Source organism: Stenotrophomonas sp. Steno-Z4 (assembly GCF_056393145.1).
In genome coordinates, this window is the sequence record NZ_JBWJPC010000001.1 from 83741 (window position 1) to 99875 (window position 16135).

Genomic DNA, 16135 nt, shown 5'->3' on the forward strand with positions numbered 1-16135 from the left:
CCGACATTCTATCGAAAGACAGCCGCCACGCACCTGATCGACCATGGACGCGTCCCTTCCCGGTTCCACGCATGTCCACTTCCCTCGCCCCCTCCACTGCACGCAAACCCTGGCAGGTCATCGCCGCCGGCATCTGCGCGCTGGTGCTCACCGTCGGGCTGGCCCGCTTCGCCTACACCCCGCTGCTGCCCCTGATGCGGGTCGATGCCGGCCTCAGCGCGGCGCAGGGCGGCTGGCTGGCCACCTTCAACTACCTGGGCTACCTGCTCGGCACCCTGCTGGCGGCGCGCGTGGGCGACATGCAGCAGAAATTCCGCTTCTACCGGAGTGGCCTGGTGCTCGCGGTTGCCGCCACAACCCTGATGGGGACCACGACGCAGCCCGGGCTGTGGACCCTGCTGCGCTTCGTGGCGGGTCTGTCCAGCACCGCCGGCCTGCTGCTGGCCTCCGGGCTGGTGCTGAACTGGCTGCTGGCCAACCGGCAACGCCCGCGCCTGGGCCTGCACTTCGCTGGGCTGGGCCTGGGCATCGTGGTCTCCGGGCTGGCCACCGGCCTGCTCGCCGGGCACGCCGACTCCAGTGCGCAATGGCGCTGGCTGGGCCTGCTGGGCCTGCTCTTCCTGTTTCCCGCCTGGTGCTGGATGCCGGCCCCCACCCCGACCTCCGCCGCACAGGCCGCACAAGCGCCGCCCCCGCCCAGCCGGCGCTGGCGCCAACTGCTGGTGGCGGCCTATTTCTGCGCCGGCGTCGGCTTCGTGGTCAGCGCCACCTTCATCGTGGCCATCCTCGAACAGACCCCCGCCTTCCGTGGCCACGGCAGCGCGGTGTGGGTGCTGGTGGGACTGGCGGCGGTGCCATCCACGTTCGCCTGGGACCGCATCGCCGCGCGCATCGGCCTGATCCGCGCACTGATGCTGGCCTTCGCCCTGCAGGCCGCCTCGTTCGTACTGCCGCTGCTGGACAGCGGCCTGGCCGCCGGATTCGGCAGCGCGCTGCTGTTCGGGCTCACCTTCGCCGGCATCGTCAGCCTCACCCTCACCGTGGTCGGCCGCCACTATCCACACAACCCGGCAAAGGCGATGGCCAACCTCACCCTCAGCTATGGGGTGGCGCAGATCCTGGCGCCGGCCCTGGCCGGCACCCTGGCCCGCAGCAGCGGCAGCTACCAGGCGTCGTTGCTGCTGGCGGCCATCTTCATGGCCGTGGGCATCGTGCTGCTGGCCGCCATGCCCGGTGACGCGCACGACCACGCGCGCTGATGAACAGCAATTCATGCGCGGCCCACGCCTGCGATCAAGCACTTAACGCGCCACACCAAGGCCGCAGCAACGAATGTGAAATTTTTTTGTCGAAACGCTTGCCGAACCTCGTAGACCTCCGTATTATTCGCGTCCTCGCCAGCGGCAACGCAGCGATGAAGTGGCCGAGTAGCTCAGTTGGTAGAGCAGGGGATTGAAAATCCCCGTGTCGGCGGTTCGATTCCGTCCTCGGCCACCATGAATCCAAAAGACCTGCAGAAATGCAGGTCTTTTTTTTTGCATTGCTGTAGTGGCATTGCAGGCAGGCACATGCACAATGCGGACACCGTCATTGAACAAGGATGTCCCATGCGCGTTGCTTTGCTTCTGCCGTTGCTGCTGCTCAGTGTTGGTTGTGCGCACCAGACGGCGATGACCGCCCCCAACGCGCCGATGCCGACGGTCACGCCAGGCTGGATCACCCCCGCCGAAGCCGTCTTCGCCGCCAACGAAGATCCGCAGCGCGGCATCAGTGGCACCTTCGTGTTCACCGTCAAGAACACCGACGTCACCGAAGACCGCATCTACCTCAACAGCGAACGCGACTACCGTCATCAGCTTGCGTTGAACGTGTCGCTGGATGCCACGCAACGCGAAGCACTGCAGAAGCAGCTGGGCATGCCGCTGGAATACCTGGTCAACCGTCGCCTGCTGGTACAGGGCACGGCCCGCCGCACCACCATCGCGTTCACCCACGACGGCAAGCCCTCCGGCAAGTACTACTTCCAGACCCAGCTCCAGGTAAGCGACCCGCGCCACGTTCGTTTCGCACCCTGATCAGCACCGGCTGACAAAACCTTTACACCCGCCAACGTCCTCCCCCCTAAGCTCGGGCCTCCTGCCGGGAGACACCCATGCGCCTTCGCCCTGCCCTGTTTGCTGCTGCACTGTTGTTGACCTCCGTCACCACCCACGCGGTGGAACCGGTGCGTTCAGTGCCTGCGTTGGACATGGGCCGCTACGCGGGCCAGTGGCATGAAATCGCGCACCTGCCGGTGTCATTCCAGAAGAAATGCGTGGGCGACATCACCGCCACCTACGCGCTGCGCGCCGATGGCCGCATCAGCGTGCACAACGCCTGCCGCACCGGCGATGGCGAGCGCATCGCAGCCGAGGGCGTGGCGCGGCCGGTGGAAGGTGAACCGGGCCAGCTACAGGTGCGCTTCGTGCCGGACTGGCTGGCCTGGGTGCCGCTGGTATGGGCCGACTACTGGGTGATCGCGCTGGACCCGGACTACCAGTGGGCGGTGGTGGGCGACCCGGACCGCAAGTACCTGTGGATCCTGTCGCGCTCGCCGACGATGGACAAGGCCCTGTTTGCCAGCCTCAAGGCCCGGGCGGAGGCGATGGGTTATGACCTTGCGCCCCTGAAGGTGATGGCCCCGGTGGATTGATCGCCGGCGCGCCTGAAACCTGAATGCACCTTCGCTTGTCTTAGGATGCGTATCGGCCAACGGTCGATACCTACCGGCCTGCGTCGCACGGCCGGTAGCCGCACCCCCTACACCCGCACAACTACCATACGCCGTAGTATGCTCTTACCTACGCGGCACCTGCACGAGGAATTGCGCCCATGTTCCACCGCCTTCGTACCGTTCTTACCGTTGCCCTGCTGGCCGGCACCGCCGTTGCGCTGACCGCCTGCAACACCAATGTCAAGCGCGTCTCGCCGCCGGCTGCCAGCGTGCAGCAGCTGACCGTGGGCGCCAACGGCAACTGGACCCTGGCCCTGCGCCTGCAGAATTTCAGCTCCATGCCCATGACCTTCGACAACGTGGAGCTGCAGATGCAGGTGGGCGACCAGGATGCCGGCAAGGTGAGCGCACGCCCGGCCATCTCCATCGGCGGCGTCTCGGCCGATGTCATCAACGTGGAACTGCAGCCCTCCTCGGCCGCGCGCATCGTGGTGGCCGACGCCCTGGCCGGCAACCGCACCCTGGGCTATTCGCTCAAGGGCACCGTGGCCGCCACCCCGCAGGAAAAGAAGCAGCGCAGCTTCGAGATCGACAGCCGCAGCACCCTCAACCAGGCCCCCGGCCTGCCCGGCGTGCTGCGCTGACCCCACCACCGCTTCCACCTGATCCCCGCATCTGATCGAGACCTGACGATGAGCAGCTACACCGCCCCGCTTTCCGATATCCGCTTCGCCCTGCATGACGTGTTGAAGGTGGAGCCGCTGTTTGCCCGCCTGGGTTTCGCCGATGCCACCACCGATGTGGTCGATGCGGTGCTGGAAGAAGCCGGCCGCTTCAGCACCAGCGTGCTGGCGCCGCTCAACAGCGTGGGCGATGAAATCGGCTGCCTGCTCGACCAGGCCAGCGGCGAAGTAACCACCCCGCCCGGCTTCAAGCAGGCTTACGCGCAGTTCGTCGATGGCGGCTGGACCGGCCTCACCGCTGCCCCCGAACTGGGCGGCCAGGGCCTGCCGCACACGCTGGGCGTGCCGCTCAACGAAATGATCAACGCCGCCAACCTGGCGTGGGGCAACTTCCCGCTGCTCTCGCATGGCGCCATTGAAGCGCTCAAGCAGCACGGCGAAGCCTGGCAGCAGGATGCGTTCCTCAAGCCGCTGATCGATGGCCGCTGGACCGGCACCATGTGCCTGACCGAACCGCATTGCGGCACCGACCTGGGCCTGCTCAAGACCAAGGCCGAACCCAATGCCGATGGCAGCTATGCCATCACCGGCACCAAGATCTTCATCACCGCCGGCGAGCACGACCTGACCGACAACATCGTGCACCTGGTGCTGGCCAAGCTGCCCGACGCGCCGGCCGGTGCCAAGGGCATTTCGCTGTTCGTCACCCCGAAGTTCAAGGTCGACCGCAACGGCAACGTCGGCGAGCGCAACGCGCTGCGCTGTGGCTCGATCGAACACAAAATGGGCATCAAGGGCTCGGTCACCTGCGTGATGAACTTCGACGGCGCCGAGGGCTATCTGGTCGGCCAGCCGCACAAGGGCCTGCAGGCCATGTTTACCATGATGAACACCGCGCGCCTGGGCGTGGGGCTGCAGGGCATCGGCCTGTCCGAGCGCGCCTACCAGAACGCACTGAAGTACGCGCGTGAACGCCTGCAGTCGCGTTCGCTGAGCGGCCCGAAGAACCCGGACAAGCCGGCCGACCCGATCCTGGTCCACCCGGACGTGCGCCGCATGCTGCTCTCGATCAAGTCGCTGGTGGAAGGCAGCCGCCTGCTCGCGCTGCACGCGGCCACCCTGATCGACGTGGCCCACCACGCCGACGATGCCGGCGAACGCGAGCGCGCCGAGACCCTGGTGAGCTTCCTCACCCCGATCTCCAAGGCGTGCCAGACCGAATGGGGCATCGAGAACACCTACAACGCCCTGCAGTGCTTCGGTGGCCACGGCTACATCCACGAGCACGGCATGGAGCAGCTGGCCCGCGATGCACGCATCACCACGCTGTATGAAGGCACCACCGGCATCCAGGCGCTGGACCTGATCGGCCGCAAGACCGCTGCCAGCCAGGGCGCCGGGCTGAAGCTGATGCTGGCCGAGATCGAGGCCTTCGCCAAGGCCAACGAAGGCAACGAAGCGCTGGCCGAGTTCATCGCCCCGCTGCGCGCCAAGGCCCAGGAATGGGGCCAGTTGACCATGGCGACGCTGCAGCGCGCGACCACCAACCCGGACGAACTGGGCGCGGCCAGCTTCGATTACCTGTTCTATTCCGGCTACGTGATGCTGGCGTACTGGTGGGCCCGCAGCGTGGCCGCCGCTGATGCGTCCGCGCAGAGCGAGGCCTTCAAGCAGGCCAAGCGCGAAACCGCCCGCTTCTACTTCGCCCGCATGCTGCCGCGCACGCTCAGCCATGCGGCAGCAATCCAGGCCGGCGCGGAATCGCTCATGGCCATGGAAGACGCCCGTTTCGGGGAGTGAAGGCCCGAACGCCCCCTTGATGATCAAGGGGGCGTGGGTAGGGACGCGCGCGCCCATACCCAAATTGCAACGAATCCGGTATAAGCTGTTTTCCCGATGGAGACAGACACTACGAGCTTAGGTCTGATCGATACCGGAGCCTCGCCCGCCCCGGTCGCCGAGGTATCGCCGATCGTTTCCCTGCATCGGCCCGGCAGCGTCCGGTTATTGTCCCTGGATGCCCATGGCCGCGTACTGGACTGGATCAACTGGCAGGACGCCGCCTGCCTCTACTCGCGCGATGCCGTTGCCTGGACCCTGGGTGATCCCTGCCTGCACATCCACGGTGGCATCAACCGCCTGACCGGCCTGCAGAGCGGGGTTGACCTGCACCCGATCATCGCCGCGCGCGGCCACGCCCGTTCCCGTGCCATCGATCCCACCCCGAACCTGTCCAACCAGGCGCTGTTCGCGCGCGATGCGCATCTGTGCCTGTACTGCGGCCAACAGTTCCACCGCCCGCAGCTGACCCGCGACCACGTCATGCCGCTGTCCAAGGGCGGCCTGGACGTGTGGGAAAACGTGGTCAGCGCCTGCTTCCACTGCAACTCGCGCAAGAGCGACCGCACCCCGCAGCAGGCCGGCATGCCCTTGCTGGCCGTGCCTTACCGGCCCAGCTGGATCGAACACATGATCCTCTCCAACCGCAACATCCTGGCCGACCAGATGGCCTTCCTGAAGGCGCAGCTGCCAAAACGCTCCAAGCTCGCCGCCTGAACCTGCGACACGTTGTCGCAGGAAACCCTCACCCTTTGCTCACCGGCGGAGCGGTTTGCTTGCCCCACCCCGGTTTGGGGGCGAAAATAGGCGCTTGAGAAGAAGCGCGATAAAAATGATCGATTCCGCACGCTATCCCCGCCTGTCGCGCATCCAGAACCCGGATGACCTGCGCAGGTTCGAAGAATCCGAACTGCCCGCCATCGCGGATGAACTGCGTGCCTACCTGATCGAATCGGTAGGCAAGAGTGGCGGCCATTTCGGCGCCGGCCTGGGCGTGATCGAACTCACGGTGGCCCTGCACTACCTGTACCAGACCCCGGTCGACCAGCTGGTGTGGGACGTGGGCCACCAGACCTACCCGCACAAGATCCTGACCGGCCGCCGCGACGAGATCCACACCGTCAAGCAGAAGGACGGCGTGGCGCCGTTCCCCAAGCGCGAGGAAAGCGAGTACGACACCTTCGGGGTCGGCCATTCCTCCACCTCCATCTCGGCCGCGCTGGGCATGGCGATCGCGCGCCAGCTTGAAGGCGACGACCGCAAGGTGGTGGCGGTGATCGGCGATGGCGCGATGACCGCCGGCATGGCCTATGAGGCACTCAACCATGCCGGTGGCATGGAGCAGGAACCGAACCTGCTGGTGATCCTCAACGACAACAACATGTCGATCTCCGAAGCCGTGGGCGGGCTGACCAAGATGCTCGGCCGGGCCACCGGCAGCCGCACGCTCAATGCGCTGCGCGAAGGCGGCAAGCGGATCCTGGGCGACAAGAAGAAATCCCCGTCGGCGCGCTTCGTCAAGCGCTGGGAAGAACACTGGAAGGGCATGTTCGTGCCGTCCACCTTCTTCGAGGAAATGGGCTTCCATTACACCGGCCCCATCGATGGCCACGACGTGCCCGCGCTGGTGGCCACGCTGAAGACGCTCAAGGGCCTGAAGGGCCTGAAGCTGCTGCACGTGATGACCACCAAGGGCAAGGGCTACGAGCGCGCCGAGGGTGACCAGATCGGTTACCACGCGGTGGGCCCGTTCGACCCGGACAAGGGCCTGATCGCCAAGGGCGGCGCCAAGAAGCCCACCTACACCGATGTGTTCAGCGACTGGCTGTGCGATGCCGCCGCCGCCGAACCGCGCCTGCTGGGCATCACCCCGGCCATGCGCGAAGGCTCTGGCCTGGTGCGTTTCAGCAAGGAATACCCGGAGCGCTACCACGACGTGGCCATTGCCGAGCAGCACGCAGTCACGCTGGCCGCGGGCATGGCCACCCAGGGCGCCAAGCCGGTGGTGGCGATCTACTCCACGTTCCTGCAGCGCGCCTACGATCAGCTCGTGCATGACGTGGCTGTTCAGAAGCTGGATGTGCTGTTCGCCATCGACCGCGCCGGCGTGGTTGGCCCGGACGGCGCCACCCATGCGGGCAACCTGGACCTGAGCTTCCTGCGCTGCGTGCCCCACATGGTGGTCATGGCCCCGGCCGACGAGGCCGAATGCAGGCAGATGCTCAGCACCGGGCTGCAGTACGACGGCCCGGCCGCCGTGCGCTACCCGCGTGGCAGCGGCACCGGCGTGGACGCCGGCAACGACCTGTCCACGCTGGAGATCGGCAAGGCCGACCTGCGCGTGCAGGGCAGCCGCATCGCGCTGCTGGCGTTTGGCAGCACCGTGCCGGCGGCCGAAGCGGTGGGCCGCGAGCTGGGCCTGAGCGTGGTCAACATGCGCTTCATCAAGCCGCTGGACCGTGCGCTGCTGCTGGAGCTGGCCAAGACCCATCAGGGCTTTGTGACCATCGAAGACAACGTGGTGGCCGGTGGCGCCGGGTCCGGCGTGGCCGAGCTGCTCAATGCAGAAGACGTGCTGCGCCCGTTCCTGCACCTGGGCCTGCCCGACAGCTTCCAGCACCATGCCAGCCGCGAAGACCTGCTGGCCGAAGCGGGGATTGATGCTGCGGGTATCCGTGCCGCCGTGTTGAAGCGTTGGCCGAATCTGGGCAGCCAGGCGCTGAGCGCCTGACCCCGAATCCCGCGCGGAAGCGTTACGCCCTTACCGGATTTCGAATTCCGCGCGGCAACCGCCGTTGACCCAGACGCCATCGCGGTTCCAGCCCCAGGTGCGGCCTTCCACGCAGGCACTGCGTGAGGTCTGGCGGATCAGCCGGGCCTCGCGGCGGATGTTGACGTTGCAACGGCGCATGCGGTTGTCGTTGGAATCGCAGCTGATCACCTGCCCGCGCCCACCATTGCCCCAGCCACCGCCGTTGTTGCCCCAGCCGTTGCCATTGCCATGCGAGGGCCGCCGGCCTTCGGCCACGAACTCCGCGCGGCACCCCCGGGTTACCCACACGCCGTTGCGTGCCTGGCCCCAGTTGTCGCCCTCGATGCACTGGGTTCCCGACAGCTGGCGCACCAGCCGCGCGCGGCCCTCGATCGGGCACTGCTGGGTGCGGCCCTTGATCGATTCGCAGCGCACCGGGCCATCGTTGTAGCCATCGTCACGGTAACGGTCGTACTGCTGCGCTTGGGCAGCAGCGCCTGCAGCCAGCAGCGCCGGCAGCAGCGCCCACACCCACTTGTGCGTTCCATTGGCCATCGCGTTGTTCCTCATGCCTGCCTCGATCCGTTTTGTGAATAGGCACAGGATCAGGCAAGCGAGGCCCTCCGCCTATAGGCCGAAGGTCGCTCATTTCAGGGTCGATTCAACTAGCCAACGCGCAGCTGACCGGTTCCGGCGGGCTCAGCCGTAGCGGACCACATCGACAAACGCGTCTTCCACTTCCACCCGCACGCCAACGCTGCGCCCGGTTTCCGCGTGTTGCTCACGGGCCAGGTTGTCGGCGAAATCGAAGGCCACCGCGCCTTCGGCGAAGGCGGCAGCTTCATTGCGGCTGGGGTCAAGAACGCACCAGCGGTGGTCAGCGTGCTTCACGGTAATGTTCATGGTGCACTCCGGGGGTTGTCCCTGACCCGCACCATACGGCTGAAGCCGATACCGAACTATCGGATTAGTCTGATATTGGTATCCGCCCTATACCCGGCACCGCACTTTCCCTATACCACCGGCAAGGTCATCACAAACCGTGCACCGCCGCTGGCCGCCTCTTCGGCCACGATGCTGCCGCCGTGGCGCAGCATGATCTCGCGCGCCAGGTACAGCCCCAGCCCGCTGCCGCTGCCACTGGGGCGCAGCCGGTGGAACGGTTCGAAGATCGATTGCCGGGCCTGCTCGGGCACGCCATCGCCCTCGTCACTCACCGACAGCACCCCGCCGGCCTGCAGCTCCACCACCACCAGGCCACGCCCGCCGCCATGGGCGATGGCGTTCTGCAGCAGCCCGCTGATCACCCGGTGCAGCGCATCGGGATCGCCCAGCACCCACACCGGCGCCTCCGGTGCCTCCACTGCGAATTCGTAGCCGGCATCGATCAGAAGTGGCGCCACATCGGCGGCGACCTCGCCGGTCAACGCGGCCAGGTCGATGCGCTGGTGCTGGCTCCGGTGGTGATCTAGCCGCTGCAGGTCCAGCAGCTGTTCGGCGATGTTGCTCAGCCGGCCCAGGTCGCGCTGCAGGCGCGAACGCACCTGCCCCGGCGGCAGGTCGGCAATGCGCGTGGCCAGGATCGCAATGGGCATGCGCAGCTCATGCGCCGCGCCCACCAGGAAGCGATCCTGCGCATCGTAGCTCTCGCCAATGCGCCGCACGGCTGCATTGAATGCATCCACCAGCGGTACGATCTCGCGCGGTACGGCGTGGGTATCCAGGCCGCGCCCGCGTTCGGTGATCTGGATCGCCGCGGCCTGCGCCGCCACCCGGTTCACCCCGCGCAGCGAGCGATGAATTGCCCACGGCGCCACCACCAGCGTGATCACGATCAGCGGCAGGGTGATCCAGCCGCCCAGGTAGCCGATCACCACCAGCATCTGCCGCCACAGGCCGCGATGCGGAATGCCGCCCAGCATCACGTGGATGCGGCCGCCATCGGGCTCGGTCACCCACACCCGCATCGCCAGCTCCACCCCGTGCGTGCGCGTGCGCACATCGGTGGGCTCCACGTGCTGCAGCTGCTGCACGAGTGGGCGGAACGCGGCCGGTACGTTGCCCTGCTCCAGCGTCCGGCCCTGCTCATCGGCGGCGGCAAACCAGAACGTGGCCGGGCGGTCAGGTACCGCCTCGTTGACCGCATCCCAATCCACGCGCAGCGCGTCGCCTTCCACATGGATCGCCTCGGCCACCGATTGGCTGGTTTTCCAGTCGATATACGCCGCGCCACGGTCGCCGTACATCAACACCATGCCGGTCAGGCCCACCGCCACCATGGTCATCTGGATCAGGCAGATCTTCCAGGCCAGGCTGAAGGACAGCGAGCCGGGTTTGAGGAATTTCATGCCGTTTCCTTGAGCAGGTAGCCAATGCCGCGCATCACGTGGATTTCCACCTGCGCATCGGCATCGGCCAGCGCGCGGCGCAGCTTGGAAACGTGTGCATCGAGCGCGTTGGACTGGATCTCATCATCGAAGCCATACACCGCTTCCTGCAGCGCCGCGCGCGCCACCGTGCGGCCCTGGCGCAGCGCAAGTGCTTCCAGCACCAGCAGCTGCCGGCGCGGCAGTGCCAGCAGCGCACCGGCCACGCTGGCCTGGCGTGCCACGAAATCAAACTGCAGCCGTCCCAGCGCCAGCACCGGCAGGGTGATCTGTGCCGGCCGCCGCGAAATCGCGCGGATCCGCGCCAGCAGCTCTTCCACCGCGAACGGTTTGGTCAGGTAATCGTCGGCGCCCACATCCAGCCCGACCACGCGGTCGGCCACCGAATCGCGCGCGGTGAGCATGATCACCGGCAGGTTGGGAACGTGGCTGCGTGCCACCCGCACGAAATTGGCGCCATCGCCATCGGGCAGTTGCCGGTCCAGCAGCAGCACCTGGTGTACGCCCGATTTCAGCGCTTCGGCGGCCTGCGCCATCGACACCACCAGGTCCACCACCATGCCATGCCGGCCCAGGCTGGCCTGGATGGCGCCTGCCAGTTCGGGGTCGTCTTCGAGCAGCAGGATTCGCATGGCAATACGGGCAACAGGGGTGATGGGCGCCGATGGTACCGCGCTGGCCGGCGCAACGTTCCCACAATGTCCGGGGGACATCATGGGCGTTTGATCGTCCCCCAGGAGCAGTACCCATGCAGATCGGTTCACGGAAGGCAGCAACGGCAGGCATCACCCTGCTGGGCCTGCTGGCCAGCGGCAGCGTGCTGGCCCAGGCCGCCCCCGGCGAAAGACCCCGCAGCAGCCTGGGATTGGCCGTGGTAGCGCAGAAATCTCCCTACGCCGGCTATGACACCGACGTGCTGCCCGTACCGGTCATCAATTACGAAGGCAGGAAGTTCCATTTCCGCGGCGGCAGCATCGGCTACACGCTGTTCGACAACGAGAAAACCGAAGTCTCGCTGCTGGCCCAGCCGCACGTGATGCGCTTCAAGCGCAAGGACACCGATGACCTGCAGCTGCGCCAGCTCGACAACCGCAACCTCTCGGCGATGGCCGGTGCCGCCGTGCGCCATACCGCACCGTGGGGCGTGCTGCAGGGCAACGTGCTGGCCGAAGTGAGCGGCCACGGCGGCGGCGTGGCGGCCGATGCCAAGTACGCCTACCCGATTCCAACCGGCAAGGTCGTGCTGATTCCCGGCGTGGGCGTGAACTATGCCAGCAGCGCGCTCAACGATTACTACTTCGGCATCAGTGCCGAGGAAGCGCAGCGCAGCGGCCTGGCCCGTTACAGGGCCGGCAGCGGCGTGGCGCCGTACATGGATGTCACCGCGCTGATGCCGCTGGGCGCGCACTGGACCGCCACCGCATCGCTGCGCCGCACCCTGCTTTCCAGCGCGGTGAAGGACAGCCCGATGACCCGGGGCGACCACATGGATACCGCGCTGCTGGCGCTCACTTACGGATTCTGACCATGCGCGAAGGGATCGTACGCCGTGTCGCCAACGTAGCGCTGCAGATCGAGCCGGACCGCACCCAGGTACTGCAATGGATCCTGCATGCCCCACTGGCCGCCCTGGGCGGCCACACCACCTTCGAACTGGCCTGCAACGGCCAGGGCGAACGGGTGATTGAACTGCTGCATGGGGTGCTCGCGCGGGCGGGCACCACGCCGCCGCAACTACCGCAGGCCCTCACATGAGCCGACCTTTCCCGATGCTGAGCACTGAAGACCCTGCAGATGCACCGGCGCTGGTTGCCGCGCTGGTCTCGTTCGACCAGGCCGTACAGGCGCTGATCGAACAGGATCCGGATCGCCATGGACGCTTTTCCCGCGCCTATGTCACCGCCATTTTCCGTGCGTGCCTGCTGCCGCCCGAACCGGGCGCCGGTGTGCCGCGCGGACGGCCGGATCCGGAAATCGCCCAGGCCCTGAAGCGGTGGATCCAGGAGCAGTTGCTGCGCCACCCCGGCGAAGGCGACGACCACCGCCTCACCGCCGCGCGGCGCGCCGCGCACGGCTTCTGGTTGCAGTCCATGGCCTGCCCGATCGACGATGACGGGCAGCCGCGTGCCGCCAGGTTGCTGGAAGGCCTGCTGGCGCTGACCCGCCCGGCGTAGTCCGCCCGGTGGGGCAGTTTGCGACTTGTTGCGTTGAAAACCGGCGTGGGCGGGATCACTGTCCGGTTTCCCTTCCAGCGCAGCGGACGCACTGCCCATGCGAGTTCCTTCCGATATCCCACCGCCCCTCCCACCGCGCATTGAATCGCCCACCCCGCTCGCCGAGGCGGTCTGCGCCGATGCGCCGGGCTGGCAGGAAGCGGCCGACGCGTTGGATGCGATGACGCCCTCGTCCGCGGACGACCACGACAGCGCGCACGACCATGAGCATGAAGAAGGCGGCAGGCGACAGGACCCGCAGTGGTTTGATCCGGAAGAGGAAGAGACCACCCCGCCGTTGGACCACGAGGTGGCACGCCGGCCGGAACTGAGCAATGGTTTCTGGGTGCTGCCCGATCCGCGCACGCTCCTGCCGCGCGTGCATGCACAGAGCCGCAGCCCATTGGTCGCCGAACCCTCACGCGTCCTGTCGGCGGACCTGCCCGGCCAGCGCCACATGCGGCAAGGCCTGGATGACAGCGATGACGATGCTCGCCGTGAGAAAGACGCAGGCCAGGATGACGGCCGCGCTACCGACTGACCGCCGCGACATCCTCACGGCGCGTTGCCGGCGCCTCGCTAGGCTGCAGCTGTTTCCCAACAGCAGGTGTGGCGATGCGTGGTGTGATGGCGGTGATGTTGCTGGCGCTGGCCGCGCCCGCGTGGGCGCAGCAGGACGATGCGGAAACACCGGCGTTCGACCGCCCGGGGTTGGGTTTCTCCGCCTCGGTGCTGCCGCGCGGCGGCGCCGCACTGGAACTGGGGCTGCCCAGCTACGAACGCGACCGCGATGACGACGGCACGCGCACCACGCAATACGGCACCGACCTGCTGCTGCGCGCGGGCCTGGGCGCCAACCTGGAACTGCAGGCGTTCGGGAGCCCCTGGAACCGCCTGCGCGAAGCCCCGCGCAATGCGCCCTCCACCACGACGCGTGGCGCAGGCGACAGCGGCCTGGCGCTGAAGCTCGCCCTTCCCCTCGATTCGGACACCCACGCTGTCGCACTGCTGGCCAGCACCAGCTTCGATACCGGCTCACGCGACTTCAGCGAAGGCGGCACCCAGTACAACCTCGGCGCGAGCTACGAATACACCTTCAACGACCAGTGGAGCGGCGCGCTGTATGCCAATGCCACGCGCGGCGCGGGCGAGGACGAGTTCACCTGGTCGCCCAGCCTCAGCCTGGCCATGAGCGACACCGTGAGCACCTACATCGAGGCCGGTTTCACCCACACCCACGGCGAATCCTCGACCTCGGTGGCCGGTGCAGGCGTGACGTGGATGGCGGCCCGACGCGTGCAGCTGGACGCGTCGTTCGACCTCGGTCTGGACAGCAACAGCCCCGATGTACAGGCGGGGCTGGGCGTTTCGTTCTATTTCGAGTGAACCAAAAAAGCCTGCGCATTACTGCGCAGGCTTCTTCGGCGGTGTTACACGTTACGACCCTGGGGTCAGGTCACTTTCTTGGCGACCGTCATGCCCAGCAGGAACAGGATGACGGCGATGATGATGCCGGCCCAGAACAGGAACTTGGCCACGCCAATGGCGGCGCCGCCGATGCCGGCAAAGCCGAGTGCGCCGGCGATGAGGCCGATGATGGCGAAGATGATGGCCCACTTGATCATGTTGTTCCTTTCCCCGGAATGCGGGTTGACTGACAGGACTCCACGCTAGCGATTGGCGCGTGCCGCAATAGTGAATGGGGCGCGTGAACGGCGTGAAATTGCTACCTCGCATGTGAAGACGTCCGCTACGTATTCAGCTGCACTTGTAGGAATTTTCCGACGAACGGTAAAGAGCTTTTCGGACCCTGCCATCGCAAGTTATTGATTTTTAAGCTCGCTCACGCAGCCTCTCATCACCGCACTGAATGTGTGACCGTTGCCTCAATTTCACCGGCTGGTCACAATGCTGACGTCCCACTACGTCATCAATGCCATGCGCGCATTCGTCACCAAGCAGCATCCCGCCCTGCTGAAGGTCTACTTCGTGGCCTGCTACGTCGTGCTGATTGAAGAAGTGATACGCGCCGTCGGCTGATTTCGCCGCGCCGTCATCACTGGCCCAGTGTGGGGCGATGGGCAGGCGCGTTGCCGCCACGCTTGCTTCCCTGCAGTTTTTCCAGCGCCTGCTGCAAGGCTGACATCCGGAACGGCTTCTGCAACCCGAACCGATGTTGGAACGCCAGCGGAAGGCTGGATCTGTCATAGCCGGTCAGGAACACGTACGGAATGCCGCGCGACTCCAGCGCCTCGGCGATCGGGAACGACTGCTTCCCGCCCAGATTGATGTCCAGCAGCGCCAGGTCAAAGGGCGTCTGCTCCACGATCCGCAGCGCGGCATCGACGGTGCCCACCGGACCCACCACTTCGTAGCCCAGCGTCTCCAGCCCGTCCTCGACGAGCATCGCGATGAGCGATTCGTCTTCGACTACCAGGACGCGCGGGCTCACAGGTGCACCTGGACCGCGTCATCGCCGTGCGGTATCGATACCCGATAACGCAGGCCTTCGGGCTCGAACGTGAGCTCCACATCACCGCCCAGATCATGCTTGAGGCCGCGCTCGAGCAACCGCGAGCCGAACCCGCGCTGCGCCGGCGGCTGCACCGGGGGGCCATCGCGCTCCTGCCACTCCAGTTCGATCACGTCCTCCCCATCGACCTGACGCTGCCCCCACTCCACCCGCACACGGCCATCGGGCCCGGACAGCGCACCGTGCTTGACCGCGTTGGTGCCCAGCTCATGCAGCGCCATGGCCAGCGCCAGGGCACGGCGGGGATCGAGCCGAACGGGTTCGCCCTGGATATCGAAGCGCTGCCCACCTTCGCCGTGCAGGTCGGCAGTGGCCTGGACCAGATCGTGGATATCGGCGCTGTGCCAGTTTTCCCGGGTCAGCACATCGTGCGCTCCGGCCAAGGCCAGCAGGCGCTCTTCGATCTTCTCGCCGGCATCGATGATGTTCTGCGCGTTGCGGAAGGTCTGGCGGGTGATGGACTGCACCATGGCCAGCGAGTTCTTGACCCGGTGGTTGAGCTCATTGATGAGCAGCTGCAGGTGCTGCTCGTGGCGCTTGCGCTCGGTCACATCGCGGGTACTGCCGGCAATGGCCTCCACTTCGCCATCGGGACCAATCACCGGGGTGAAGATGTAGTCATAGATGCGCACGCCCTCGGTGGCGTGCGGAAACGGCACATCACCGCGGATGGGCTGCCTGGTGGCGATCACCCGATCGATTTCAGCATCGTGCATGGCCGCATGCCAAGGCTCGTAGCCGATCTCCAGGCAGGTCTTGCCCATCGCCTCATCCCAGCTCATGCCCCACATGTTCAGCAGCGCCTTGTTGGCGTAGATGAAGCGGTGCTCCAGGTCAAAGACGTAGGACAGATCCGGGGTTGCCTGCAGTAGGGCTTCGTAGATCCGCCACTTGGCGCTGTTGTCTTCCTGTTCCTGCAGCACGGGATAGAGCCCTGTTCATTTAGGGGAAGCATAGGGGCGGCCGCGTGAAAGTGGGATCACGTTAGCGCTTTGTGAGCGAAGGCGGCAGACGC

At 66.4% G+C, this 16135-nt stretch carries 20 protein-coding genes and 1 tRNA gene; 14 read left to right on the plus strand and 7 right to left on the minus strand.

Features of this window, described 5'->3' with window-relative positions:
- Nucleotides 1–71 precede the first annotated feature (71 nt).
- From AC06E7_RS00405 to dxs, 8 genes are all read left to right on the plus strand, one after another.
- Nucleotides 72–1259 carry a YbfB/YjiJ family MFS transporter gene (locus AC06E7_RS00405; RefSeq protein WP_478062422.1) on the plus strand — a complete coding sequence of 396 codons (1188 nt, stop codon included), beginning with the start codon at nucleotides 72–74 and terminating at the stop codon, nucleotides 1257–1259.
- A 162-nt stretch (nucleotides 1260–1421) separates the two neighbouring features.
- Nucleotides 1422–1497, plus strand: a tRNA-Phe gene (locus AC06E7_RS00410).
- A 110-nt stretch (nucleotides 1498–1607) separates the two neighbouring features.
- On the plus strand, nucleotides 1608–2075 hold the full coding sequence (locus AC06E7_RS00415; protein ID WP_095362843.1) for a hypothetical protein: 468 nt from the start codon (nucleotides 1608–1610) through the stop codon (nucleotides 2073–2075).
- A 77-nt stretch (nucleotides 2076–2152) separates the two neighbouring features.
- Nucleotides 2153–2692 (plus strand): lipocalin family protein, encoded by a 540-nt coding sequence (locus tag AC06E7_RS00420; RefSeq protein WP_068853316.1) that lies wholly within the window; start codon nucleotides 2153–2155, stop codon nucleotides 2690–2692.
- Nucleotides 2693–2871: 179 nt separating this feature from the next.
- Nucleotides 2872–3357, plus strand: a complete 486-nt coding sequence (locus AC06E7_RS00425; RefSeq protein ID WP_184126557.1) for an LEA type 2 family protein — start codon at nucleotides 2872–2874, stop codon at nucleotides 3355–3357.
- A 48-nt stretch (nucleotides 3358–3405) separates the two neighbouring features.
- Nucleotides 3406–5196 carry an acyl-CoA dehydrogenase C-terminal domain-containing protein gene (locus AC06E7_RS00430; RefSeq protein ID WP_478062424.1) on the plus strand — a complete coding sequence of 597 codons (1791 nt, stop codon included), beginning with the start codon at nucleotides 3406–3408 and terminating at the stop codon, nucleotides 5194–5196.
- A gap of 96 nt (nucleotides 5197–5292) precedes the next feature.
- Nucleotides 5293–5952: an HNH endonuclease gene (locus AC06E7_RS00435; protein WP_217538904.1), complete on the plus strand. Its 660-nt coding sequence runs from the start codon at nucleotides 5293–5295 to the stop codon at nucleotides 5950–5952.
- 115 nt (nucleotides 5953–6067) lie between these two features.
- Nucleotides 6068–7966 (plus strand): 1-deoxy-D-xylulose-5-phosphate synthase, encoded by a 1899-nt coding sequence (gene dxs / locus AC06E7_RS00440; protein ID WP_068853324.1) that lies wholly within the window; start codon nucleotides 6068–6070, stop codon nucleotides 7964–7966.
- A gap of 30 nt (nucleotides 7967–7996) precedes the next feature.
- Here dxs and AC06E7_RS00445 read toward each other — a convergent pair whose 3' ends face one another.
- The 4 genes from AC06E7_RS00445 to AC06E7_RS00460 all read right to left on the minus strand — a co-directional run bounded on the left by AC06E7_RS00445 (nucleotide 7997) and on the right by AC06E7_RS00460 (nucleotide 11006).
- Nucleotides 7997–8542: a DUF3011 domain-containing protein gene (locus tag AC06E7_RS00445; RefSeq protein WP_449324772.1), complete on the minus strand. Its 546-nt coding sequence runs from the start codon at nucleotides 8540–8542 to the stop codon at nucleotides 7997–7999.
- Nucleotides 8543–8686: 144 nt separating this feature from the next.
- Nucleotides 8687–8890 (minus strand): hypothetical protein, encoded by a 204-nt coding sequence (locus AC06E7_RS00450; protein ID WP_068853328.1) that lies wholly within the window; start codon nucleotides 8888–8890, stop codon nucleotides 8687–8689.
- Between the two features lie 110 nt (nucleotides 8891–9000).
- Nucleotides 9001–10335, minus strand: a complete 1335-nt coding sequence (locus AC06E7_RS00455) for a sensor histidine kinase (RefSeq protein WP_249832835.1) — start codon at nucleotides 10333–10335, stop codon at nucleotides 9001–9003.
- A complete protein-coding gene (locus tag AC06E7_RS00460) occupies nucleotides 10332–11006 on the minus strand; it encodes a response regulator transcription factor (protein WP_217538902.1) in 675 nt (224 codons plus the stop codon). The genes AC06E7_RS00455 and AC06E7_RS00460 overlap by 4 nt, the downstream gene beginning before the upstream one ends.
- Nucleotides 11007–11122: 116 nt before the next feature.
- Between AC06E7_RS00460 and AC06E7_RS00465 the strand changes: the two genes are divergently transcribed.
- The 5 genes from AC06E7_RS00465 (at nucleotide 11123) to AC06E7_RS00485 (ending at nucleotide 13973) form a co-directional block, all read left to right on the plus strand.
- On the plus strand, nucleotides 11123–11899 hold the full coding sequence (locus tag AC06E7_RS00465; RefSeq protein WP_068853334.1) for a MipA/OmpV family protein: 777 nt from the start codon (nucleotides 11123–11125) through the stop codon (nucleotides 11897–11899).
- 2 nt (nucleotides 11900–11901) lie between these two features.
- Nucleotides 11902–12129 (plus strand): hypothetical protein, encoded by a 228-nt coding sequence (locus AC06E7_RS00470; RefSeq protein WP_184126552.1) that lies wholly within the window; start codon nucleotides 11902–11904, stop codon nucleotides 12127–12129.
- The gene (locus AC06E7_RS00475) at nucleotides 12126–12548 is read left to right on the plus strand and encodes a hypothetical protein (RefSeq protein ID WP_141236189.1); all 423 of its coding nucleotides are present in this window, start codon (nucleotides 12126–12128) and stop codon (nucleotides 12546–12548) included. The genes AC06E7_RS00470 and AC06E7_RS00475 overlap by 4 nt, the downstream gene beginning before the upstream one ends.
- 97 nt (nucleotides 12549–12645) lie before the next feature.
- Nucleotides 12646–13128, plus strand: coding sequence for a hypothetical protein (locus AC06E7_RS00480; protein ID WP_478062427.1), 483 nt, complete (start codon nucleotides 12646–12648; stop codon nucleotides 13126–13128).
- Nucleotides 13129–13202: 74 nt separating this feature from the next.
- Complete coding sequence (locus AC06E7_RS00485; RefSeq protein WP_478062428.1) at nucleotides 13203–13973, plus strand: transporter; 771 nt, start codon at nucleotides 13203–13205, stop codon at nucleotides 13971–13973.
- Nucleotides 13974–14038: 65 nt separating this feature from the next.
- Here AC06E7_RS00485 and AC06E7_RS00490 read toward each other — a convergent pair whose 3' ends face one another.
- Nucleotides 14039–14212, minus strand: coding sequence for a DUF1328 domain-containing protein (locus tag AC06E7_RS00490; protein WP_068853344.1), 174 nt, complete (start codon nucleotides 14210–14212; stop codon nucleotides 14039–14041).
- A 283-nt stretch (nucleotides 14213–14495) separates the two neighbouring features.
- Here AC06E7_RS00490 and AC06E7_RS00495 point away from each other — a divergent pair, with 283 nt between their 5' ends.
- On the plus strand, nucleotides 14496–14627 hold the full coding sequence (locus AC06E7_RS00495) for a hypothetical protein (protein WP_255220457.1): 132 nt from the start codon (nucleotides 14496–14498) through the stop codon (nucleotides 14625–14627).
- 16 nt (nucleotides 14628–14643) lie between these two features.
- On the opposite strand, the gene AC06E7_RS00500 is transcribed toward AC06E7_RS00495, so the two are convergent.
- Complete coding sequence (locus tag AC06E7_RS00500; RefSeq protein ID WP_068853346.1) at nucleotides 14644–15039, minus strand: response regulator; 396 nt, start codon at nucleotides 15037–15039, stop codon at nucleotides 14644–14646.
- Entirely contained in the window at nucleotides 15036–16040 is a 1005-nt protein-coding gene (locus AC06E7_RS00505) for an HWE histidine kinase domain-containing protein (RefSeq protein ID WP_478063600.1), read from the minus strand. Before AC06E7_RS00505 ends, AC06E7_RS00500 begins: the two co-directional genes overlap by 4 nt.
- Nucleotides 16041–16135: the final 95 nt, after the last annotated feature.